The 24343-nt window shown below is 49.5% G+C and carries 20 protein-coding genes and 2 riboswitches; of the genes, 10 read left to right on the forward strand and 10 right to left on the reverse strand.

From position 1 onward, the window contains the following. A complete protein-coding gene (locus tag WC980_08330; protein ID MFA5795050.1) occupies positions 1 to 1035 on the forward strand; it encodes an ABC transporter ATP-binding protein in 1035 nt (344 codons plus the stop codon). On the opposite strand, the gene WC980_08335 is transcribed toward WC980_08330, so the two are convergent. The 8 genes from WC980_08335 to WC980_08370 all read right to left on the reverse strand — a co-directional run bounded on the left by WC980_08335 (position 1032) and on the right by WC980_08370 (position 11514). Further along, positions 1032 to 2660, reverse strand: a complete 1629-nt coding sequence (locus WC980_08335; GenBank protein MFA5795051.1) for an SBBP repeat-containing protein — start codon at positions 2658 to 2660, stop codon at positions 1032 to 1034. The genes WC980_08330 and WC980_08335 overlap by 4 nt on opposite strands. A gap of 59 nt (positions 2661 to 2719) precedes the next feature. Continuing rightward, positions 2720 to 4120: a tryptophanase gene (locus tag WC980_08340; protein MFA5795052.1), complete on the reverse strand. Its 1401-nt coding sequence runs from the start codon at positions 4118 to 4120 to the stop codon at positions 2720 to 2722. A gap of 333 nt (positions 4121 to 4453) precedes the next feature. Next, positions 4454 to 5443 (reverse strand): tetratricopeptide repeat protein, encoded by a 990-nt coding sequence (locus WC980_08345; protein MFA5795053.1) that lies wholly within the window; start codon positions 5441 to 5443, stop codon positions 4454 to 4456. Between the two features lie 1097 nt (positions 5444 to 6540). Next, on the reverse strand, positions 6541 to 7260 hold the full coding sequence (locus tag WC980_08350) for an SIMPL domain-containing protein (GenBank protein ID MFA5795054.1): 720 nt from the start codon (positions 7258 to 7260) through the stop codon (positions 6541 to 6543). A 61-nt stretch (positions 7261 to 7321) separates the two neighbouring features. Continuing rightward, a complete protein-coding gene (locus tag WC980_08355; GenBank protein MFA5795055.1) occupies positions 7322 to 7843 on the reverse strand; it encodes a biopolymer transporter ExbD in 522 nt (173 codons plus the stop codon). 148 nt (positions 7844 to 7991) lie between these two features. After that, positions 7992 to 9080 carry a 6-phosphofructokinase gene (locus WC980_08360; protein ID MFA5795056.1) on the reverse strand — a complete coding sequence of 363 codons (1089 nt, stop codon included), beginning with the start codon at positions 9078 to 9080 and terminating at the stop codon, positions 7992 to 7994. Between the two features lie 312 nt (positions 9081 to 9392). Beyond that, positions 9393 to 10454, reverse strand: coding sequence for a family 16 glycoside hydrolase (locus WC980_08365; GenBank protein ID MFA5795057.1), 1062 nt, complete (start codon positions 10452 to 10454; stop codon positions 9393 to 9395). Position 10455: 1 nt separating this feature from the next. Beyond that, entirely contained in the window at positions 10456 to 11514 is a 1059-nt protein-coding gene (locus tag WC980_08370) for a family 16 glycoside hydrolase (protein MFA5795058.1), read from the reverse strand. A gap of 132 nt (positions 11515 to 11646) precedes the next feature. After that, positions 11647 to 11842: riboswitch (cobalamin riboswitch) on the forward strand. Positions 11843 to 11981: 139 nt separating this feature from the next. Here WC980_08370 and WC980_08375 point away from each other — a divergent pair. The 8 genes from WC980_08375 to WC980_08410 all read left to right on the forward strand — a co-directional run bounded on the left by WC980_08375 (position 11982) and on the right by WC980_08410 (position 19935). After that, positions 11982 to 12557: a histidine phosphatase family protein gene (locus WC980_08375; GenBank protein ID MFA5795059.1), complete on the forward strand. Its 576-nt coding sequence runs from the start codon at positions 11982 to 11984 to the stop codon at positions 12555 to 12557. Between the two features lie 4 nt (positions 12558 to 12561). Further along, on the forward strand, positions 12562 to 13104 hold the full coding sequence (gene cobU / locus WC980_08380) for a bifunctional adenosylcobinamide kinase/adenosylcobinamide-phosphate guanylyltransferase (protein ID MFA5795060.1): 543 nt from the start codon (positions 12562 to 12564) through the stop codon (positions 13102 to 13104). Position 13105: 1 nt separating this feature from the next. Further along, positions 13106 to 14188, forward strand: coding sequence for a nicotinate-nucleotide--dimethylbenzimidazole phosphoribosyltransferase (gene cobT / locus WC980_08385; protein ID MFA5795061.1), 1083 nt, complete (start codon positions 13106 to 13108; stop codon positions 14186 to 14188). Positions 14189 to 14191: 3 nt separating this feature from the next. After that, entirely contained in the window at positions 14192 to 14959 is a 768-nt protein-coding gene (gene cobS, locus WC980_08390) for an adenosylcobinamide-GDP ribazoletransferase (protein ID MFA5795062.1), read from the forward strand. A 5-nt stretch (positions 14960 to 14964) separates the two neighbouring features. After that, positions 14965 to 15837, forward strand: coding sequence for an ABC transporter substrate-binding protein (locus WC980_08395; GenBank protein MFA5795063.1), 873 nt, complete (start codon positions 14965 to 14967; stop codon positions 15835 to 15837). 1 nt (position 15838) lies between these two features. Continuing rightward, positions 15839 to 16813: an iron ABC transporter permease gene (locus WC980_08400; GenBank protein ID MFA5795064.1), complete on the forward strand. Its 975-nt coding sequence runs from the start codon at positions 15839 to 15841 to the stop codon at positions 16811 to 16813. Between the two features lie 2 nt (positions 16814 to 16815). Then, positions 16816 to 17619, forward strand: coding sequence for a heme ABC transporter ATP-binding protein (locus WC980_08405; GenBank protein ID MFA5795065.1), 804 nt, complete (start codon positions 16816 to 16818; stop codon positions 17617 to 17619). Positions 17620 to 17640: 21 nt separating this feature from the next. After that, a riboswitch (cobalamin riboswitch) is annotated at positions 17641 to 17862 on the forward strand. Between the two features lie 30 nt (positions 17863 to 17892). After that, positions 17893 to 19935 (forward strand): TonB-dependent receptor, encoded by a 2043-nt coding sequence (locus WC980_08410; protein ID MFA5795066.1) that lies wholly within the window; start codon positions 17893 to 17895, stop codon positions 19933 to 19935. Between the two features lie 9 nt (positions 19936 to 19944). Here the strand turns inward: WC980_08410 and WC980_08415 are convergent, their stop codons facing one another. Next, entirely contained in the window at positions 19945 to 21153 is a 1209-nt protein-coding gene (locus tag WC980_08415; protein MFA5795067.1) for a type II secretion system F family protein, read from the reverse strand. Between the two features lie 15 nt (positions 21154 to 21168). Next, positions 21169 to 23334 carry an ATPase, T2SS/T4P/T4SS family gene (locus WC980_08420; protein MFA5795068.1) on the reverse strand — a complete coding sequence of 722 codons (2166 nt, stop codon included), beginning with the start codon at positions 23332 to 23334 and terminating at the stop codon, positions 21169 to 21171. Between the two features lie 110 nt (positions 23335 to 23444). Between WC980_08420 and xerD the strand changes: the two genes are divergently transcribed. Continuing rightward, positions 23445 to 24326, forward strand: a complete 882-nt coding sequence (gene xerD / locus WC980_08425) for a site-specific tyrosine recombinase XerD (GenBank protein MFA5795069.1) — start codon at positions 23445 to 23447, stop codon at positions 24324 to 24326. Positions 24327 to 24343: the final 17 nt, after the last annotated feature.

A 24343-nucleotide genomic window follows, 5' to 3' on the forward strand; every position in this document is an offset into this window, starting at 1 on the left:
ATGGAAATAAGATTCAAAAACGTTTCGGTATCCTTCGGGAATATCGGTGCAATCAGTGATTTATCATTTACCGCTCCCGCCGGGAAACTGCTGGCGGTATTGGGCCCATCCGGTTCCGGCAAAAGCACTTTATTGATGCTACTGACCGGATTATTAGCGCCGGATAACGGGGAAATATCCATAGGTGAACAAATCGTTTCCAGCGGCAATAAAATACTGGTTGCGCCGCGCCAACGGCAGGTAGGTATGGTCTTCCAGACCCTGGCTTTATGGCCGCATATGACGGTACGCCAGAATATCGAGTTTGCCCTGAAAGGGAAACACCCCAAGGATGAAATAACCGCCCGGGTAAGCGAAATTCTGTCACTGACCGGCCTATCCGATTACGCCAAAACTTACCCGTCCAACCTCTCGGGTGGAGAACGCCAGCGGGTTGCCCTGGCCCGGGCATTGGTTGCCAAACCGGAGATTTTCCTGCTGGATGAACCTCTCTCCAGCCTGGACCGGCACCTTTCCAAGAAACTATTGCCTCTAATCAGGGAATACCACGAAAAATTCCATACCACCACCATCTACGTCACCCACGACCAATCCGAGGCGTTAAACATCGCTGATTTCGTGATGGTGATAAAAAACGGGCGGATGATGCAATTCGATACACCTGAAAATATTTATCACAAGCCGGTTAACAGATTTGTCGCCTCGTTCATGGGCGATGTCAACCTCCTGGAATCAAAATTCGCCAGTCCGGATTCAGTCAAGACAAACATCGGGGAAATCAGCTGCGCGCCTAACGATAAGTTATCAGGACGGAACACAATCGCCGTAATCAGGCCTGAAAATTTAACGATTAACAACAACGGTAACATCAAAGGACGGGTGATTGCCTGTGAATTCAAGGGTGACAATTGGCTGGCGGAAATAGACGCCGGCGGTAATGCGCCGCTGCTTGCCAGATTTCCTGACAAACCTCAAGCCGGTGCCGCAGTTTCATTATCAATAAACAAACCGGTTTGGATAATCGAAAACAATTAAAACCTTATCTTGACCATGGTCATATCCAGATTTGAAGAACCGGTCTCGATACCGGCAGGCGTGTCTTCATATCCGGCCGGAGTCGATTCCGAACCTGTCGGGGTTATCGGAATGCCTGTGGCCGTGCTGGAAATACCGTCCGACTCGGAAACCGTTCCGGATATAGTTTTAAGTTCGCCGTTAGCCCCATTAGTTTCACCGGCGATGAATACATTACTGCTGGCATCAGCCGCGATATCATAAGCGTTGTCCGAGCCGGTCGTCTCCCAAAGCCCCTGGTATAATATGTTCCCTGAAAGATCAGTCCTGATTACGAATATATTATTCGTCAGGTTGCTAAAACTGTTTGAATAACCGCCGATATAAACATTAGAACCGTTGATAGCGATGCCGCCGGCGATATCATCACCCAGAGCACCCCCCCAGATGGACTGCCAGAGGCTTGTCCCGGTTGAATTATAACTGGCCAGGAAAATATTATATGCGCCGGTGCCATATTCGATGCAATCCCCGGTCATATAAAGATTACCAAGCGAATCCACAACGATATCCTTGGCAATCTCGTCTCCGGCTCCGCCCCATAACCGCTGCCATGTCAACGCTCCGGCCGCATCATACTTAATGATAAACGCGTCATACGAGCCGCTGGCAAAACTATTGGTGCCACCGACCACGTAAATATTTCCGGCGATATCGATATCCAGCCCTCTGGCCTGGTCGTCTCCGGGACCACCCCAGACCCGCTGCCAACTGAGGGCACCTGCGGTGTCATAACTGAGCAGAAAGGCGTCATTATTGCCGGAACCAAAGCTGTTGGTCACGCCGGTCACATAGATATGCGCAGGCGTAGACGGGTCGTCTATGGCGATGTTGTAAGCGACGTCGACGCCGTTACCGCCCCAAGTCTTCTGCCAGGACAACACGCCATCGGTTGTATACTTAAGCACGAACACATCGGTCGTGGAAACCACTCCGAAACCTTCAGTTATACCAGTCACATAAACATCGCCGACCTGGGTCACGGCAACGGCGTTAGCGCCGTCGCTGCCCAGCCCGCCCCAAGTCTTCTGCCAGAGTAAATTGCCCTGGGCATCATACTTTATGACAAATGCCTCAGGCGGCGTGGACGTAATGGCACCGAAGGTGCTGGTCCATCCGGCCACGTAAATATTGCCGGTCCCGTCAACCGATACGGAGTTTGAAGTCTCAAACCCCAAACCACCCCAGGTCTTGACCAGTGGCGGAGTAACCGAAACCTCGTTGGATATGGCGCTATCCCCGATGGCGTTATAAGCGATAATCCGGTAATAGTACTGAGTCAATGAACCGACCGTAATATCGGTATATGAAGTGGCATTCGAACCAAGCGTAGTAAGCTGGGAGTATCCGCCCGCGCCGATACGGCGTTCAACCCTGAATCCGTCCTCGTTGCCGGAGTTATCGGTCCATCTCAACGACACTCGGGCGTTACCCAGCGCCGTAACGGTCAGCGCCGAAGGCGCCTCAGGCACCACGGACTGGTCGTCCTGCAACAACCCACCACTACTGCCGGTGCTCCCGCCGCCGCAACCGACCAAGGCAAAAACCGACAGCCCTAAAACCAAAAAGCAAAGCGGTAATTTCATAAGCATAATTATATTGAAATACCCATTTATGTCAAGCAAAAATCCTGAACTCGCCTGATTTACTTAACCGGAGCGAACTTAGCCGTAAAATGCCTCAAAGTCGGCGGTTCCCAGGTTATCCGGTATCCTTTTATTTTATTCCGCCGCTTCATTATCTGTCCGGCCGCGTCGGCCACCACGTTCATATGATTGTCCGTATATACCCGACGCGGTATGGCCAACCGGACCAGGTCCAGTTCCGGATATTTAACCACGCCCGTTTTGCGATCCTTGGAAGCAAACATAACGCTGCCTATTTCCACGGCCCTGATGCCGGCCTCGCGGTAAAGTTCGACCGTCAGCGCCTGTGCCGGGAATAATTTTTGGTGCATGCCGGGGAATATGCCTTTGGCGTCCAGATAAATCGCATGCCCACCGGTCGGCCGGATAATCGGAATGCCTTTGGCCATCAGGCAATCACCCAGGTATTTAACCTGTCCGACCCGGTACTTAAGATATTCGTATTCGGTCGCCTCCATAAAACCACGGGCCAGCGCCTCAAGGTCACGCCCGGCCAAACCGCCGTAGGTGATAAACCCTTCGTTGATAATCAAGCGCTCTTTTATCCGGGTAAACAGCCGGTCATCACGAACCGCCAGCAGACCGCCGATATTGACGATGCCGTCCTTTTTGGCCGACATGGTGAACCCGTCCGAATATGAGAACATCTCGCGGACAATCGCCCTGATATCCTTATTGGCATAACCCGGCTCACGAGTCTTGATAAAGTAAGCGTTCTCGGCGAAACGGCAGGCATCCAGGAAAAATGGAATGCCGTGCCTGTGAGCTACCCGGCTGACCTGACGGATGTTGGACATAGACACCGGCTGGCCGCCGCCGGAGTTATTGGTTATCGTTAACATGACCAGCGGGATATTACCAACCCCGTGTTTCTTTATAGCCGCTTCCAACTTCTCGATATCCATATTGCCCTTGAACGGTTTTATCTTCTGAGTGTCAAAGGCGTCGTCGTTAATCAGGTTCAGCGCCAGCCCGCCCCGGTCTTCAATATTAGCGCGGGTGGTGTCAAAATGCATGTTGTTGGGAATAACCTTGGTCTTGTCAACCGTGCAGGAAAACAGGATATGCTCGGCCGCCCGGCCCTGGTGCGTGGGCACGAACTTGTCAAAGCCAAACAAGTTCTTGACCACGCTCTTAAGCGAGAAATAGTTCCGGCACATGGCGTATGACTCGTCACCCAGCATCATGCCGGCCCATTGGTTATCGCTCATGGCCGAAGTGCCCGAATCAGTCAGCAGGTCGATGAACACGTCTTCGGAGCGAATCATAAAGATATTATAGCAGGCCTTCTTTAATATCTTATCACGCTGCGCCAGAGTGGTCATCTTGATAGGTTCCACAACCTTGATGCGGAAAGGTTCGGCCCGGTGTTTATCTGCTATGGAAGATATGATTTTCATTGTCACTCCTATTCATACGAAATTATACTCTGGCAGTTTAAGCGTTAGCGAATTACTGCCAGGTATAGTCGGCTGCCCGTGATGGTTCTTGTCCCAAGACCCCTCAGGGTCTAGGGATAACTCACTACATTCGAACAGCCGAACTATAAAACAAGCCCAAAATAATGCTACTTTACCGGATTCTGTCAAGGAAATGACTAAAAACGGCGGTGATTCATCAGCTCAAACCGGGCTTTAATTACCGCGCGAACGGCAGATAGCGCCAGTAGACCTCAAGCGACAGCGCACCCAGCGCCGTGGTATAAATCCGGCTCTGGCAGACCGGCGGCTGTTTTACTTCTGGAATTGATCTATCAATTCCTGAAGCTTTTCGGCCAGCGCCTCGTTCAGATCCTTGAGGATTTCGTGTTCCTTCAAGGCGTTATCCCGGTCGCCCATATTCAGGTAGGCCTCGCCCATATTATAATGAGATGAAACGAACGTCGGTGTTACTTCCAACGCCTTTTTGAATAGTTCTATGGCCTTGACATAATCGCCGGAGCGTAAATAAGTACGGCCCAGGTTGTCGCGCGTCTCGCCGTCGCCGGGATTGAGCTCGATGGCCTTTTCAAACGTCTTGACGGCGTTGGAGTAATCGCCGGTCTCGCGGTAGCATACGCCCAGCCAGTATTGGCCCGGGAAGTAATCGGACCTGATTCTAACCGTCTGTTTCAGCGGTTCAATCGCCTCCGCATGACGGTTGGACTGGATAAGCGAATAACCCAGGCTGTAATACGCCTCAAGGTAATCGGGCTTCAGCTCGGTGGCCTTCTTGAACGCGTCAATGGATTCCTGAAAATCTCCGGTCATCCAAAGCGACAGCCCCATATTGGAATAAGCCTCGGGGTAATCGGGCTGAGCCTTGATGGCGTCGCGGTAACATTCGATGGCGCTGGTATATGCCTTGAGCCGGGCGTAGGCGTTAGCCAGGGTATAACTGGCCAGCGCGTAATTGGGTTTATACTGCAAAGCCTCCTCGAAAGAGCTGACGGCCTTCCTGGTATCGCCCAATGTCCAGTAGACAATGCCCTTGTGGTAATAAGCCTCGGCAAACTTAGGGTTAAGGTCGATGGCCTTGTCGAAAGCGCTCAAGGCCTCCGGGTAACTGGCCTTTGAGTGCAGGGCAATGCCCTTGTCAAGCCAGTCCTGAGCCGATTCTGTCGACACGGCCGGCGGAGGTGTAATGGGCGGGACCGTCTTTACGGCCGGCTTACAGGCGCAGGAAACGCCCAGGAATAACGTTGAAACAGAAAATACCACGGAGGCAACGGATGATATGCGCATAAAATTACTCCTTATCCTTTAGCGGAATAAAATAAATTTGGCTTAATCTATAACAAAATAAACGGCTTGTCAAGACTTAGTGGCAGTTCGAGTAAAACGAGTTATCCCTAGACCCTAAGGGGTCTTGGGACAAGAACCCTCACGGGCTGCCACTTAGATCCCGCAAGCATAGCTTGACGGGACCTTCACAAAATATTAGTGCCAGTAGGAGTCCCGCCCAAAGGCGGGATAAATTCCACGACGTATTGGCAGAGCGAAGCCTCCTGGAAGGACTTATCCCCGAAACCCTTCGAAATACTCAGGATGAACTTCGTGGAGCGGGATTAGTGCAAACACAAGACGCACTGGCAGAGCGCAGCCTCCCGATACGAAGTATCGGGGTTACCCGACTTGTTTTTTACCAACCTCATCCAGGCCCTATTAAAACTTAGTGTTAATTAGTGGTAAAATAGCAAAAAGTATAACAAAAATGATAAAAAATGCAGTTTTTATGCGGTTTTCAAGGTGAATACGGTTAGGGGGGGTACTACCCCCTACTACCCCTCCCCCCATAGAGTACTACCCCCTACCCCACCCCTATACTACCTATGGGTATACCATATCTTATCCATAGGTAGCTCTTGTCGTATCCGTAGGCTATGGTTAGTACAGGAGTAGGGAGTGATACGACTAACCATAGGGTATGGCATATCTAACTATGGGTGGCTGGTAGTATACCTATAGGATATGGGTAATATATCCATAGGCTATGGTTAGTATAGCAGTAGGGAGTGGCACTACTAATCATAGGGTATGGCATATCTAACTATAGGTAGCCGGTATCGTACCTATGGGTGGAGGCATAACTATGAGTGGGTTATATCACCAGATATGGTAAACTACAGTCTGCGACCTGTAAACTGCAGTCTACGACCGGTAAACTAGAGTCTAAGGCTTAAAAACTGGAGTTTACGGCTTATATCCTTGTGCATACTGCTCATATTCACGTGAATATGAGTTATAACGATGTCGTTACGGCTTATAGTCCCTGGACTATGGCTTATAGTCCCTGAACTACGGCTTGTAGTCCTTGGACTACAACTTATATCCCTACTCTCTTATTCCAGTTCAAAACTTACGGTAAACTTGGCTTTTACCGATATCTGGCCAAGGGCTATAGTCCCCTCGCCCGTTTCCGCGCCCTGCCCGGAATCACGACTAACTTGAGAATTGGAAAAATTGTTATCACCATAGTAAGAAATCTCTTCTTCTTTAATGGTGTACGGCTTGCCGACCTTCTGCCCCAGTTCAGCCGAAACGGCCACGGCTTTTTCCCGGGCGGCTTTGACGGCCATGGCCCGCGCCTGGTCTTTGTATTTCCTCAGTTCCGATGTCCGAAACTGGACGCCACGGACATTATTAGCTCCGGCTTCAAGGACACCGCTGAGGAATTCTTCGAACTTGGAAACATCCTTGAGGATGAAGACAATGGTCTTTTCAACCTCATAGCCGACAAAATTACGTCCGCTCCAACTGCCGCTTTCATATCTGGGGTAGATACTGATTTGGCTGGTTTGAACATATTTGGGGTCAATCTGATATTGAGGAGCCAGAGCCAATATTTTCTTGACGCTAACATCGTTCTGAGTCTTGGCGGCGCTGAGTTTCTTATCCAGAGTTTCTACTCCCAGCGTGATGACCACCTCATCCGGGACCACATTGACTTCTGATTGCCCGGTCACGGTAATCAAGCGGGGCGTTGCCTGTTGCCCCGGTTCACCTGCCCCAATGCACAACAGGAGCATTACTCCCAAAAACACTACTACTGCATTCTTCATAAAACGCTCCTTTCGAATTATTCATTTTCGCCGAAGAACGCCATATGAGCGCCCATCCAATTCAATCACGCTCAGGCGGTAAAATATACTTAGCAGAAAACACGATTCCTATATCCACTTTCTTACAAATACTTATTACATTAACCACATCCTGCCATGGGACATTTGGCGCAGCATTAATAACGACGGGTATAATATTGTAATACTCAGGAGCATCGCCATCGTATGTTACTGTAATTGGTGAAGCATTAGTTTGCTTACCATCTTTTTTAAAACGGTAAACTTCTTCCTGAATGATTTCCTCTAGTTTACCCAAGCTTTCCACTGATGTTGAACCAATCATTAGTTTTGTTTTACCTGTGCTGGCATCCAATTCCATTGATACCCTAAACTCTTCCAGTATCGGATCAGTAACAAGTGTAGGACTCATACCTCCATCCTTTGGGAGCGGAATTTCCAGCTTTCCATCTATCTCTTTGTGTTTACTGAAAAACACAGTGAATATCCAGATACAAAGCACTATGGCTATCATTGTTAAAACAATGATACAGAATCTATCAACGGTCTTTTGTGAATATAACATATCAAACACATTTAAATCAGTATCCGTCTCTACTTAATGTGGCAGTACGTCACTTCGTTCCTACTTCGCCCTAGCCCAGTGCAAATATCATTAGCCCTGTGATTTGCACTGGATAAGGTGCCGGTAACTCACTTCGTTCGAACCGGCACTAATCCCCGAAACAAATCCCCAGTTCCTTACCGGAGCGGATGACGTCGGAGGTCAGGGGCACGGTGTTTAATTGGGCGATGGCTTCTTCGAGCGGGACCGAGCCGATGTCGGGCGGCCTTAGGCAGACCATACGACCAAATTTGCCTTCGGCAATGAGCCGAACCGCGGCCGTGCCAAACCGGGTGCCGACCAGCCGGTCAAACGTGGTCGGGTTACCGCCCCGCTGTAGGTGGCCCAATACCATAGACCGGGTCTCTTTGCCGGTCCTTTTGGCTATTTCATCGGCTACCAGGTTGCCGACCCCGCCCAGCACCTCGACGTGGCTGGCCGAGCCGGCCGCCTTGACCAGGCGCTGTCCGCCGGCCGGTTGGGCGCCTTCGGCTACGACCACGATGCAGAAGTTGCGGTTGGTCTGGTAGCGGTCCCTGACCTTGGCGCAAATCTTGTCGAAACTGAACGGTATCTCGGGTATGAGAATGATGTCGGCGCCGCCGGCCACGCCGGAGTTCAGGGCTATCCAGCCAGCGTAACGGCCCATAACCTCAACGACCATCACCCGTTTGTGGCTCTGGGCGGTGGAATGTAGCTTGTCCAGCGCGTCGGTGGCCGTGGATACGGCCGTGTCGTAGCCGAATGTTATGACCGTGGCCTTGAGGTCGTTGTCAATAGTCTTGGGAATACCGACGATGGGCAGGCCTTTTTTCTTAAGCTGGTTGGCAATGCCCAGCGAGCCGTCGCCGCCGATAGCCACCAGCGCGTCAAGCTTGAGCTTGCGGAAGTTGCGGACGATGATGTGGGAAACGTCCTTGACCACCGTCTTGTTGCCGACCCGGACCTGGTGCTTGAAGGGGTTGCCGCGGTTGGTGGTGCCCAGGATGGTGCCGCCCATATTCAATATGCCGGTGATGTCTTTGGTGGTGATTCTTTTAGCCTTGGAGGTATGCAACAGACCTTCGAAACCTTCCCTTATACCTATTACTTCCCAACCGCGATTGAAGGCGCTCTTGACCACGGCCCGGATGACGGCATTAAGCCCCGGCGCGTCGCCGCCCCCGGTTAAAACACCGATACGTTTTATAGTCTTCATATTATACTCCTTTTTTCTCAGCTTATCTGGCTGGCGATATCTTCTGATATTAAATAACTAATTTATTTTACCAAATCTACCGAATCATTCCTTACTGGCTTTAGCCCCGATATTTCGCCCTAGCCCAGTGCAAATATCACTAAGCTACTCTTTCACCTTAGTCCCGTTAAGCTTCGCTTAAGGGATCTAAGTGACACTAACTCGCAAACTCGAAGTGTCACTAAGAGATAAGTGCCAGTAACTCAAACCGGCACTAGCCCCGATACTTCGTATCGGGATAAGGGACAGTAACTCACTGCGTTCGAAGTGGCACTAATCTTCGCTGGAATAAAGAATATCCTTGAATTGGCCGGAGCAATTGTTGCCTATCAGTGCCTGGACTCCGGACAGCGCGTCTTTGTTGGGCTCGGTTGCCTCGAAACACAGTTCTCCATTCAAATAACAACGGATGGTCTTGCCGGCCACTTCGACCTCGAGCTCGTTCCAGTCGGAGATATCTACATCAGGCAGCTCCTTCTCCTTAATCCGCAGGTACCGGCCGCTGTCCAGGGTATGCTTGCCCAGTAGGAGCTTGCCGTCAAAATAGCCGAAGACGTAACAGTTTTTCAGGCTCTGGAAGCCAAATCCAAGCGCCAGTATATTGGATTGGCCGAAACCGCTGTCCTGTTTGACCCGGGCGATGATGTTGTAGTCGCCGTTGAGCCGAACCCGGGTCGATGAGGCGGAAATCATTTCTTTGTCTTCGAAGACAAAACTGGCGCAGTTTTCCCGAACCGACCAATCACGGTTGATGTCCCAGTCATCCAGGTCATTGCCGTTAAAGAGCGGTTTCATCGTGGCTTTCTTTGCCTCGGTCACCTTCTGGGCCAGCTCCTTACGCTTGATTTGCAATCCTTCATCGTTGGGCACAGCCCGGAACGCGCGTTCGATAATGTAAACGGCCAGCTCTATGTCCTCGGCCTGGTATTTGTCTATCAACGGCATTAATGACTTTATCAACTGCTCGTTGGCCTTGTCCAGCTCCTGGCGGACCTTGTTGTATTCCGCGAAGAAGCCGTCTATTTTTGACTGGTATGATTTCAGCTTGGACGTCTGTTCCTGTTCCGATATCATTTCAGAAGCGCGGCTGAAGTTGGTTGCGGCCTCTTCGCTTTCGCCGATGTCGCGGTACATCTCGCCCAAGCAGAAATAACCGTCAACCAGGTTAGGCGCCTCGGCAATGGCCTTGCGGAAATTTGCCAGCGCCTCTTTATATTCCTTTTTCTTGGCCAAATCCTGGGCCTTTTTGATAAACACCTGGGCCACGTCGTCATCGGAATATGTAATCGCCCCGAATAACGCGCCAATCAATACGGCCAGTATCAAACGTTTCATATCAGTCCTTGATGTATTTCATCTGCCGGATGTTCATCTTAATCTGCTGAAGCCACAAACCGCTGGAGCCGTCCAAGAATCCCGGCTTTTCAGCCTTGTAGTCTATCACCGGCTTATCGTTGACAAAGCACTTGAGATTGCCTGATGAGACCTCTATCAACAAGGTATTCCAATCGCCATTCTTAAAGTCCTTGGGCAGGTCGGACTCCTTGATATTAAATCCCTTGCCGTCCTTAAAGACGATAAGTTTCAAACCATCCTCAAAAATACTAAGAACCGTCAGCTCTTCGGGCTTGTTGTTGTAACCGAGTATCACGCCGACACCGCCGCCCTTGGAGTTAAACTTGTCAATCTTGAATTCCAGATTTATTTTATACGACCGCTCCAGCCGGAGCTTGCTCCGGTGGCTGACCAATGCCTCATCGGTATCGCAGATAAGCACGCCTTTGTCCACCTTCCACAGAGCCGGATTCTGCATATTCCAGTCGCTCAGGTTTTCGCCGTTGAATATAGCCTGCCACGGCGCGAACACCCTTGATTGTTTCAGCTCCTGCATCAGCTTGGCCGCATCGGCGTTGGCCGGGCTGAAGGATAGAACGGTTTTAAGCACCGATTCGGTGAAGGCGATGTCTTTCTTGATGTTCTTGCGGGCAATGGCCAGAAGTTGCTTGACGTATTCCTTTTCAATCGCGACCACCTCCTGCTTGCTCTTATCCAGCCCAGTTATTTTGGCTGAGGCATCCTTACTGACGGCCTGGAGCGCCGGTGTCGGTTTGGTCGTTTCTTTTATCAGACTGATGCACTGTTCGAAGTAGCGCCGGGCCCGGCGCTTGTCGCCGGACTTAAGGTAGGCGTTGCCCAGCTTGAGGTAGGCCTCGGGATAACCCGGGCTTTCGACCAACGCTTTTTTGTATATCTCGATAGCCTTGGCCGGCTCGTTTTTCTGGAGCGCCTCGTCGCCCTTTTTCAATAGCGACGCGGCCACGTCCTCATTAACGCCCCAGATTAATAACGGCGCTATGACCAGCGCCAGCACCGCAACAAAATAAGCCTGCTTCATTATTGTGATTATAGCCGAAAAAATAAGGATGTCAAATTTATATGAATGTAAATATTTTCTTGACAGGAGTTTTATCCGTGGCTATATGGCGTCAGGTACAGCCAAGGGAATCTCATCCCGACGCAAGCCCCGCTGAAATAAGCGGGATAACGTGGCAGGTAACTCGCTTCTTTCGAACTGCCACTAACCGGGGAAAGAGAGCGGCCCCGCCGCTGTAAACGGGGACGAAACCCGCAAATGCCACTGCTCCGCCGAGGGCGGGATGGGAAGGCGCGGGGATTAGAGTGAGCCGTTAGCCAGAAGACCTGCTGTACCGGAAAGTTATTTCGCCTCGCGGAAACCGGGCGTGATAATTACTGTAACGGGGCTAAGAAAATCAGGGTGCAACCCCGTGGCGCTTTTTAATCAAGACGCCACGGGGTTTTTTTATTGGGCAATAATAAATAATCCGTGCAATCTGTGGCTATATGAAACTATTTTTAATCCGTCACGGCGAGACTAACTACACCGAATCCGGTCGGTTATGCGGAGCCATTGACGCGCCGCTGAGCCGTAAAGGCGTAGCCCAAGCCAGGAAACTGGCCCGGCAGTTGAAACGCCATAATCGTATGGTAATTTATTCCAGTCCATTGTCGCGGACCATGCAAACGGCCCGGATTATCGCCGGCCAAAAAGCGCGGATAATCAGGTGTCCGGAGTTAAAGGAAACAAACCTAGGCCGATGGGAAGGCCTGACCTTTGAAGAAATACGCAGTCGTTTCCCCGGCGCCATGCAGCGTTGGGTCAAGAACCCGCTAACCTTCGGCGCGCCGGGCGGGGAAAAGCTCAGACAACTCCAAAAAAGGGTCCTGAAATTCTTAAAAAGACTGGAACGCGCCGACCATAATGGCTGTGCCGTAACTGTGGTCAGCCACAGCGGACCAATCAGAATCATCCTGGGAGAGATATCAGGCAAAGGACTCAACGGCTTCTGGAAAACAGAACCTAAAACCGGATGTTTAATTAAACTAAACGGATTGAGTCGATTAAACATATTAAAATAATTATATGAAAAAGTTCATCCTGATAACCGGCGGAGCCAGGAGCGGTAAGAGCCATTATGCCGTGGAGCTGGCCAAGAAATTAACCGCCCCGCCATCCACGCACCGGGTAGTCTACATCGCCACTTCGTGTTTCCACGACGAGGAAATGGACAAACGCATAGCGGCGCACAAGAAATCACGCCCGGCCGAATGGCAAACGGTCGAGGAAGACAAGAACATCGATACCGTGATTTTTAACCTTAAGGGTCTGTCTGAAATAGTGGTAATTGACTGCCTGACCATACTGACTTCTAACCTGATGCTGGAACTCAAAGACCAGGAACAAGTCTTGAAACGGGCCGAAAGTATGCTTAGGGTGATTAACGATTCGGATATGACGGTGATTGCGGTGACCAACGAGGTCGGTTCTGGTATCGTGCCGGAAACGGTTCTGGGCCGCGACTTCCGCGACCTGTCCGGTAAATTCAACCAGATGGCTGCCGCCGCGGCTGACGAAGTCTATCTGATGGTCACCGGCATACCATTAAAGATAAAAGGAAATCATTAATATGGTTTTACTCGAAAGCGCCATAGCCAAAATACACAGTCTGGATAAAGACGCCATGGACAAGGTCCAGAAACACCTGGATAACCTGACCAAGCCCAGGAACAGCCTGGGTCGGCTGGAGGAGTTGGCCAAGCACATCGCCGGCATAACGGCTAATGACAAACCAAAACTGAAACATAAAGTAATATTCACCCTGGCCGGCGACCACGGCGTGGTTGATGAAGGCGTCAGCGCCTATCCGCGCGAGGTAACCTGCCAGATGGTTTATAATTTCCTGCGGGGCGGCGCGGCCATTAACGTTCTGGCCCGCCAGGCCGGCGCCCGGGTCATCGTGGCCGATATGGGCATCGCCGGCAAGCTGGAGATGGAGCACATCAAGGCAGATAACAAACATACTCAATTCCACGACTGCCGGATAGAATCCGGCACGGATAATTTCGCCAAGGGCCCGGCCATGACGCCGAGCAACGCCATCAGGTCCATCCGGGCCGGCATCAAGCTGGTGGAAAAAGAATGTCAGCTCGGGCTGGATATCGCCGGCACGGGAGATATGGGCATCGGCAACACCACGCCAAGCAGCGCTATCACCGCGGTAATGACCGGTAAAACAGTCGAAAACGTGACCGGCTACGGCACAGGCATAAATGACGAGGGCTTGCACCGAAAAATCAGGGTTATCAAGCATGCCATCGCCATCAATAAACCGAACCATCATGACCCGATTGACGTGCTGGCTAAACTGGGCGGCTACGAAATCGGCGGGCTGGCCGGAGTAATCATCGGCTGCGCTATGAAACGGGTGCCGGTAATCATTGACGGGTTTATCTCGGGCGCAGCGGCGCTGATTGCCGTCAAACTGGCGCCCAGAACCAAGGACTTCATCATCCCCAGCCACTGCTCAGCCGAGAAAGGACACCAGCACGCGCTGGCCCAGATGGGAATGAAACCACTGCTGGATTTGGACATGAGATTGGGCGAAGGCACTGGAGCAGCGCTGGCTATGATGCTGTGCGAAAGCTCGCTCAGAATACTGGAAGAGATGGCAACCTTCAGCCAGGCCAACGTCTCTGAAAAGCTGGGATAAACTATGATTAAACATATAAGACTATTCAGAATCGCGCTAAGTTTCCTGACCCCGCTGCCGGCCGGCATCAAAGACGAAATTAAGGATGCCGAACTAGCATCGTCGATGCGCCTGTATCCGCTGGTCGGGCTGGGCATCGGACTGACTCTGGTATTCATAAAGATGGTCGCCGGCTGGATGGGCGTATCAGATATCATCACCTCAACGCTGATTGTTCTGGCCATGGCGGCTTTAAGCGGCGGGATACACATAGACGGGCTGAGCGATATGTGCGACGGTTTCTACGGTGGCCGCAACAAGGACGATATCCTTCGGATAATGCGCGACCCGCACATCGGCGTCATGGGCGTGCTGGGCATAGTCTTCATACTCCTGTTGAAATGGTCTGTCATCGCCAGCGTCATAAGCGCACCTTATGGCTGGCGGCTGATATTATTAACGCCGATAATGAGCCGCTGGGCTATGGTCATGGCCACGGCCGTTGGGCCTTATGCTGATGCTAATTACCCGGGCATTGCCCGGACATTCGTCAATAATATCTCCAGATGGGATTGGCAGATTGCCGCGATAATATCCGTTGCCATGGCCGCCTTGATTTTCTACGCCGGCGGCGTGGTCATCGCCATTCTCGTCCCGATTATCACTATCGTCATCGTGCTTTATGCCCGCAAGGTCATCGGCGGCGTCACCGGCGATGTGCTCGGAGCAATCAATGAGATTATCGAAGCGCTGGTGCTGTTCGCCGGATACCTGCTTCTGATTCTCGGATAATTATTATGAGAAAATATTTTTACGCCCTGCTTTTGGGACTGTTAATTACAGGCTGCCCTGCCCGGAAGGATGCGACTCCGGATACAACCGGACTGGCCGATGCGACGAGGATTGTTTATTCCGTCCGAACGCCCGGACGAATTATCTCTCTGGCCCCGGCCCTGACCGAGAACCTTAAACTGATTCTCCCGCTAGACCGGCTGGTCGGCCGGACCGATTACTGCAACACGCCGGCCCAAATTCCGAGCGTGGGTAATATTATGGAGCCGTCCATCGAGCGGATTTTGGCGCTTAATCCGGACATCATACTGGCCACTAAAGAAGCCAACCAACCAGCCGTTATCCATAAGCTCCGCGAGTTGGGACTGAAAGTGTTCGTGTTCGGCGAGAGCGACTCCTGGAAAATGGTCCAGGATAATTTCCTGCTTATGGGCAAGCTCTTGGGCGAAGAATCCAAGGCCAGCGCCATACTCAGCAACCTGAACCAACAGTTAAGTAAAGTTAGGGAACATGTGCCGGTCGGCAGTTGTAAAGTATTCATCCAACTAAACAATAATCCGCTAATGACGGCCGGCAATAATACATTCATAAATGATATCATCAAACATACCGGATGCAGAAACATTGCCGAAGATGCGGCCAATAAATGGCCGGTCTTTAATATAGAAGAAGTCATCAGGCGTGCTCCCGACCTGATTATCATCAGCGAGATGGGCGAGATGACCGCCACGGCAAAAGATATGTGGCGTAACTTTCCGGATATACCGGCGGTCAAGTCCGGCCGAATTTACGTCATGCCGGCAGAGCTGATGTGCCAACCGACGCCTGATAATTTCGTCAAAGCGGTCAGCCAAATCATCGAATGGAATACAAAATAATATGAATCGCGGCGCTTTATTGGCATTAGGTTTCCTGATAGTCATTCCGGCGGTGGCATTGCTATGCCTGGTTGTCGGCGGGACTAATATATCGCTCTTTAACATGTCAGATACTGACCGGACTATCATTTTTGATGTGCGGCTTCCCCGGATATTGACTGCCCTGCTGGTCGGGGCCGGACTGGCCGCCTGCGGCTGTGTATTGCAGGCGATACTGCGCAATCCGCTGGCCGACCCGTACACCTTGGGGATTTCCGGCGGCGCGGCCGTGGGCGTGACAGCATTACTGGCCATCGGACCGGTGGCCGGACTGGTTAATGCCCTTGGCAGTTTCGGATTACCGCTAACCGCATTTGCCGGGGCTCTGGCCGCGGTCGGACTGGTGTTTTTGATAGCCTCAAAGCAAAGATTCTCCGTGCACGGCCTGATTCTGAGCGGAGTCATCCTGAGTTTCATATTTTCCGGCATAGTGATGCTGATATTCGCCGTGTCCAAGCCGACCGAGATACAATCGGCCATGTTCTGGCTAATGGGTAACCTGGCCAACATAAATTACACGCTAATGCTGATTGTCGGCTCTCTGATTCTAACCGGCATTATTATCGCCTTCATTTTAGCCAAGGATATGGACGTAATGACGCTGGGCGACGAGAAGGCCGTCCATTTGGGCGTATCGCCGCAAACAACCCGCCGGACACTGTTCATCATCACCTCGCTCATCACCGGGGCCTGCGTGGCGGTTTCCGGGATTATCGGCTTTGTCGGGCTTATGATTCCGCATATCATGCGCTTGATAGTCGGACCATCGCACCGAATGCTTTTGATAAACAGCGTGCTGGCCGGTGCGCTGTTTTTAGCCGTGACCGATACCCTTGCCCGAACCATCATGGCGCCCAATGAATTACCGGTCGGGGTTATCACCGGAATTATCGGCGGCGTATTTTTTATCAGCCTGTTAATGAAGAAAACGGTTTGAGTATGCTTAAAATATCCAACCTAACCTGCGGCTATGACGACCGGGCAGTCATCAACGATGTCTCGTTTGAGGTTAACCAGGGCGAAATAGTCGGCATCATCGGCCCGAATGGGTCAGGCAAAACTACCCTATTCAGGACGATTACCCGGGTAATACCGCAATACAGCGGACACGTGCTTTACCGGGATAAGGAAATTTCCAGCTGGCATCTCAGGGAACTCTCCAAGGAAATAGCGGTGCTGCCGCAGTTCATTTTTCTGCAGTTTCCTTTCTCGGTCAATGATTTTATCGCACTCGGGCGCAATCCGTATCTGGGCAGGCTGGAACCTATCGGCACGGAAGACCAAACCATCATCAGCCAGGCCATGGAACTGACCGAAACCAAACGGCTGGCATCCAAACTGATAACCGAGCTTTCCGGCGGCGAACTCCAGCGGGTGTACTTAGCCCAGGCGCTGGCCCAACAACCGAAGCTTTTATTGCTGGATGAACCAACGGCGCATCTGGATATCGGACACCAGATAGAAATACTGCACCTGCTCAGATATCTCAACAAGGAAAAGGAGCTGACCGTGGTCATTATTTTGCATGACCTGAATCTGGCGGCGGAATACTGCCACCGGCTGGTTATGCTTAATAACGGCCGGATTGAGGCTATCGGCTCACCCAAAGAAGTCCTGACATTTCCGATTATAGAAAAAGTTTACAAAACAGTCGTGGTGGTAAAAGAAAACCCCATTTCCGAGAAGCCTTATGTCTTCCTGGTGCCCAAAGATAAATGGACCGGCAAACAGAAAGGAGAGTAAATAGAATTCATTACCGGATTGGTTTTAAGAGCTGGATATTTTAATAAAAATAATAACAGAAATCTATCGAGGAAGCCCGTGCGATTCGGGCACTGCCCCGCAACTGTAATGGGAGAATTAATTGCTGAATTCAATTACCAGCCACTCGCCTGATATAATGTCAGGTGGGGAAGGCAGCAACGTTGCCCGTCCATAAGAGCAACTATCCCTAAGTCAGAATATTCGATAGTTTTCCAAAAATTCCTGCTTACGCGGGTAAGCAAAGGAGAATATATGGTCATTGTAACGAGAAATAAATGGCAAATCTGGACTATGGCATTGATAATCTGGTGTGCAGAATTAGTTACATTTGCCGGTGAAGTTACAGATGAAATCGTGGTCACAGCATCGCGCGTTCCTAAACCGCTCAAAGATGTGCCCGGGGCGGTAAGCATCATCAGCCAGAAGGATATCGAGAGTCAAAACACCATCAACCTGAACAGCGCCCTATCCGCTGCCACCGGGCTGGGAGTAATGAACTATGGCTCGTTAGGAGCATCTTCATCAGTTCATATCCGGGGATTATATTCACAACACACCCTAGTACTGATTGATGACAGAAATATAAACGACCCAGCTACCGGTTCCGCCGACATTTCTTATCTTTCCACGGATAATATAGAAAGAATCGAGATAGTCCGAGGCCCGTACTCGGCTCTTTACGGCGCCAATGCGGTCAGCGGAGTGGTTAATATCATCACCCGGGAACAACCCGACCAGCCGCAAGTCGGTGCGTCTACTCTGTTTGGCACATATCGCACCACTGTCAGCCGCATATCCAATGGGATGACTTATGAAAACTCCGGGTACCTGTTCAACAGCAACTATAAAACATCTCAGGGCAACCGGGACAACAGCCAGCATCATTCGACCAATACAACCTTAAGATTCAGTTACAAGGATAAATCCGCCGGATTCGCCAGCCTGCCGCTGGACATAAAGATCGATACTGGTTATTACGACGGCGAAAGCCACTTTCCCGGCTCACGGCCGGCCCTGGATGCGCCCAAGCGAACCGCATCACAAATTGCGCTAGGCAACGATAATGTATCATCTTTGTATGACCTGGCTTATGACAAAAAAACATTTGTCAATATCCTGGCATCAATAGGTGATTTGCGACTACGCCTTTCAGGCGGCAACAACGATTGCCAAAATCACCAGGAATGGATTTCCACTAACCGCATTGCCAAAGATAATCGGTACGGGACAAATTCATTCGCCCTGGAGGCGATTTATAATCTAAAATCCGGCAACCAAGCGATTAACGGCGGCATCGGATTGGAATCATACCAATATGATGTCAAAACGAACGAGCTTGACACGGTTACTATGGTTTTAACCAATGCAAGGTGGGATACCAAGCGCACCGTTTACAGCATATTCGCTCAGGACGAAATAACCATGGGCAAGACAACATTGACTCTGGGCGGACGAATCGATAATCCGACCGATTTTACCAGCCAGTTCTCGGGCCGGGCCAATGTTTTATACCAACTGACAACTGACTTGAATCTACGCGCATCCTACGGAGATTCGTATCGGGCGCCGTCGCTTAACGATTTATACTGGCCGCAAGATTCCTTCGCCGAGGGCAATCGTAGCCTAAAACCGGAGCAAGGTGGAACCGGCGAGGTCGGTATTAATTATAACCTGGGAAAACTGCTGACGACGCGTCTGAATGTATTCCGGCAAAATCTTAATGACATGATTGCCTGGGCTCCGAACGGTTCAATGGGTCCATGGGGTAACCGCTGGACGCCGACTAATCTTAATCAAGCGAAAATCAATGGTTTGGAGCTGGAAGGCTCAGCCACCGCCATGAATAACCTGTCAATCAGGATTAATTATACATTACTTGATGCCGAGCAGAAGAATCAGGAGCTGACCGACGCCGTACTCAACACAATGGCTACCCGGTCTCGGAAACTGGCCTATACGCCTTCGCGAAAAATGGATTTTGCGGTATCCTACCAAAATGTTCTAGACATTCCACAGCTTATATTTAACATCGAAACTCAGTACACCTCGAAAACATTCCAGTATTATTCTGATTATTCGGCCTGGCCGGCGGTGACAACACTGGCAAAACAATTGCCCGGCTACTGGCTAACCAACCTGAAGTTAAGACAGAAAACTAAAAGCGTCAATTTCTTCCTAGGCATTGATAATATCGCAAATAAGCAATACGCGGTGCAATTCGGCAGTAGCATTGACGACCGGGATTATCCAATGCCCGGGCGTACGTACACGAGTGGACTGGAGTTGAAATTTTAAGATAGAGGCTTATTGTATCATTCCGCCCATTTGGAGTATCGGAAGTAATATGCTGATGACCATAAATCCAACAATCATGGCTATGACAACAATTAAAATAGGCTCTAAAAGGGCTAAAGCAATCTTAGTTGCTTCGGTTATTTCCCTTTCGTAGAAAGTGGCGACTTCTTCAAGCACCTCATCCAAATGGCCACCTTCTTCGCCAACGGCTATCATATTAGTCATGAACGGAAAAAAAAGTTTGATATTCCTCATGCTATTGGCCAGCGACTGACCTGCCCTGAGCTCATTGGTCATCTTTTTCAACGCTTCTTTTATCGGTTCGCTGCTCAAAGTCGGTATAACAATATCCATGGCTGAAAGTATTGGGATACCATTATTCAGAAGCAAACCGGTGGTCCGGGCAAATTTGGCTGACTCTGATTTCTTGACAAATGTATTAATGAAAGGAACCCCCAGCTTTATTTTATCAACTATTTTTTTATCTATCATTACTATACCGCGTATTATCAGTAAAACTATAAATATCGCCGCGAATATCCAGTACCAATAATGATTCAATGCATAACTCGCGCCCATAAGAATCTTGGTATTCCAAGGTAACGGCGTTTTGCTGTTGTCAAATACAAGCTGCATTTTGGGTATGATTACGGTCATCATAAATACGATGGTACTTAATCCAAAAACCACTACAAAAATCGGATATGCCAGTGCGGCACGTATACGCGACTTTATATCTTCTGTATTCTCACGGTAGTCGGCCAGCCTAATCAACATTTCTGGCAACGCCCCGCTGTCCTCGCCTGATTTAATGATTGCGGTATAAAAAGGCGGGAAGATACCTGTGTAACGGCTCATTGATGTTGACAACATCTGCCCCTGCTTGGCCTGAATGCTTAGATCCAGAATAATATTCCTGAGATGCGGATTTTCAGTCTGGTCGGTAATAATATGCAGTGCCTTCAGAAGCGGCACTCCCGCCTTAAGCAATGAACTGAGCTGGCGGGTCATAGTATTAATATCCCTGGTTTTTACCCGGCTGAACCATCCTCCCGTACCGATATTTTTATCCTTAACCGCCCCTTCCAGCTTAACGCTCAACGGGAATAAGCCTTCGTGGGTAAGTTTATTGATAACATCTTCCTTATTTTCGGCATCAATGGTATCAGTTATTATTTCAGACGGTCCTTTTTTAGCGCGGTAGGTAAACAGCGGCATAGATGTAATATACTATCAGGCGGACTCGGTTAATGCTATCAGTTTCGCTTTATCTGAACTTTCAATATCGAGATAATAAGAACCAATATTATATTTCGCCTGACTGCCAGGCTTAACGGTTTCTTTCGCCTCCTCTATACGAACAACCTTTACCAAACATTCAATCATAGGAAGATTAGGTGGGTAGATTTTCAGTTTGACTATCGAGCCAGGCAATACTGTTTCGGCAGCTAACCACTGTATTCCGGTCGGGCTGATATCCTGAGCCACTGTTTTAATGTATTTCGGAAACGATTCTTCTTCGGCCGTTACAGATGTTTTATGCAAAGCAAACTCCATCGGGATTCGCACTGAAAGACGATTATATACTCTGCCGCCTCTTGGTGTTTCAGCCAAAGGCATTTCGAACGTTGCCTCATTTTTAAAACCAAGATTTGCTGCCGCAAGTATTTCCGGGGGATCACCCGGGGATACTCTGAGCACTTCTTCCACAGTAGTTATGCCGGCCCTGACTTTCTCCCATCCAGCTATACGCAATGTTTTCATTTTATTTCTTATAGCTGCTTTTTTAATCTCGTCGGAAGAAGATTTAGCAAGAACCAGTTTACGGACATTCTCATCTATAAGCATTATTTCATAAATCGCCGTCCGCCCCTGGTAACCGGTAAAATTGCATTCATCGCAGCCTTTACCGCGGTACGGGGTAATATCATCTGTCCCCAACTCTTTTTTCATCTGATTTATCATAACCTTAGGCGTTAAAGTATCGTTTTCCTTGCACTCCGGGCATATCACCCTAACCAACCTTTGCGCGATAAAAGCTTCGACAGAAGACGCTATCAGGTATGGCTCCACACCCATATCAATAAGCCTGGTTACGCCACCGGCCGCATCATTAGTATGAATCGTGGAAAATATCAAGTGGCCGGTCAATGCTATACGTATGGTTATTTCGGCTGTCTCAAAATCCCTGACTTCTCCGACCATCATAACATCCGGATCGTGCCGGAGCATGCTCCTAAGCGCCCGGGCAAAGGTTAAATCTATCTCAGGCATCACCTGAATCTGAGTAATACCTTCCATCTCATATTCAATCGGGTCTTCAATAGTTAATATCTTTGTCTCATGCGTATTCAGCTTGTGCAAACTGGCATAAAGAGTAGTAGTCTTTCCGCTTCCGGTCGGGCCGGTCACAAATATGATACCGTGGGGTTTATTAAGAAGCATCTGAAGTATGCTCAATTCCTCAGGAGTTAACCCAAGATCGCTCAGATTATAAAGCATTTTAGTCGGGAGCAACCTGATAACCGCACTTTCGCCGTACGGAGTCGGTATGATCGAAATACGCATATCCAGGGTTTCTTTTTCGGTCTTTACCACGGCCCGACCGTCTTGGGGCAAACGTCGCTCAACGATATTCAGATTAGACATTATCTTGATGCGCGATAGTATAGAAAGATAAAAATTCTTAATTGCCGTGGGCACATTGATATTATAAAGTATGCCGTCAATCCGATATCTCAGCCTGATTTTACCGCGGTATGGCTCCAAGTGGATATCCGTAGCCCGGCTGCGGTGCGCTTCAAGCAAAATTTGGTTAACCAGTTTTATTATCGATGCATCCTCCGCCAGCTTCTCGATATCCTCCACCTTTTCAAGGGACATATCAGTAGGGATAATCATTTCGTCCTTACCGGTAGTGGACATAATCTTTTCCATAGTGTCAGCCGCCAAGCCGTAATATTTTTTCATCGCCCCCATCAATTCATCCGAAACCGTAAGCATAACTTCTATCTCATAACCAAGCTGAAGCCTCAGTTCATCAAGAATCATTATATTAAGCGGCGAGGCAACGGCGACGGAAAGATAGTTGAGGCCATCCGGTTTTAATGTCAACTTAACCGGCATGAATTTATAATGCGCCACGAACCTGACCGGTATCTTCTGAATAAGAGACTTGTCAATGGTCACATCACGCAGTTTAATAAACGGCAGATATAATTCCTTTGATAAGACATCCAGCATCTTGTCCTCTTTGGCTAATTTCAGTTTAGACAAACACTGGACCAGTGGGGCGTTAGTTCTTTCGTGCTCGGACATGGCTCTGTCCAGGGCATCTTTTTTTATAATGCCTGCCGAAATAAGTTTTTCGCCTATGGATATCTCACTTTTTGCAACCATACACATCCTTTCAGGAAATATGGTAACTTACATACTAAATCGGTAGTAAACTGTCAATAACTTTATATGATTTAGTTGATTTTCGGATATTTAGTTATATTATTGCCTTTATGCGGGAGATAGACCTTTTTCTTACTTATTTAGCTGTTGATTGCGGGCTGAGTTCAAACACTCTAGATGCCTACAAACGCGACCTGGTAACATTCATTCGATCGCTTAAAAATAAAGACGTATCGGCGTCCGAAGTAACCAGCCAGGACATTTACAATTTTATACAATCACGTCGTAAATCCGGATTATCCCCGAATACTATCGCCCGCAATATTGTCGCCATCAAAATGTTCTTCCGCTTCCTGGTTTCCCAAGGCTATCTCAAAAAAGATTCCACGGAGCTTATTGATACGCCGCGAACCTGGAAACGACTGCCGGATGTCGTCTCCTACGCCGACATAGAAAAACTCCTGGCCGCGCCGAACCTGACTAAACCTCACGGCATCAGGAACAAAGCAATCATTGAAGTGCTTTATGCGACCGGAGCGCGCGTGTCCGAGGTCGTTAACCTTAAGATTTCAGATATAAACTTCGACAACAGATACTGTAAGTGTTTCGGCAAAGGAAACAAACAGCGAATCGTCTTATTGGGCGAAGAAGCAATAAAAGCGCTTAATAATTACCTGGATAAAATCAGGCCGAAATGGATAAAAGCTTCATCTCCGGGAAACGTATTTCTTAACCACCGGGGACAAAAATTAGGCCGGCAAAGAGTCTGGGGATTAATCGGCCTTTACGGACGGTTAGCCGGGATCCGGACAAAATTACACCCCCACCTACTAAGACATTCCTTTGCAACGCATCTTCTGGAACACGGCGCAAATATCAGATATGTCCAGGAAATGCTCGGCCACAGCAATATTGCCACCACCCAAATTTATACCCATATCGACAAGGAAAGATTAAAATCAATCCACAGGCAATTCCATCCGCGCGCCTGAATTGCACCGGATATATC

It is taken from the genome of Candidatus Brocadiia bacterium, assembly GCA_041658285.1.
Taxonomy (GTDB): domain Bacteria; phylum Planctomycetota; class MHYJ01; order JACQXL01; family JACQXL01; genus JBBAAP01.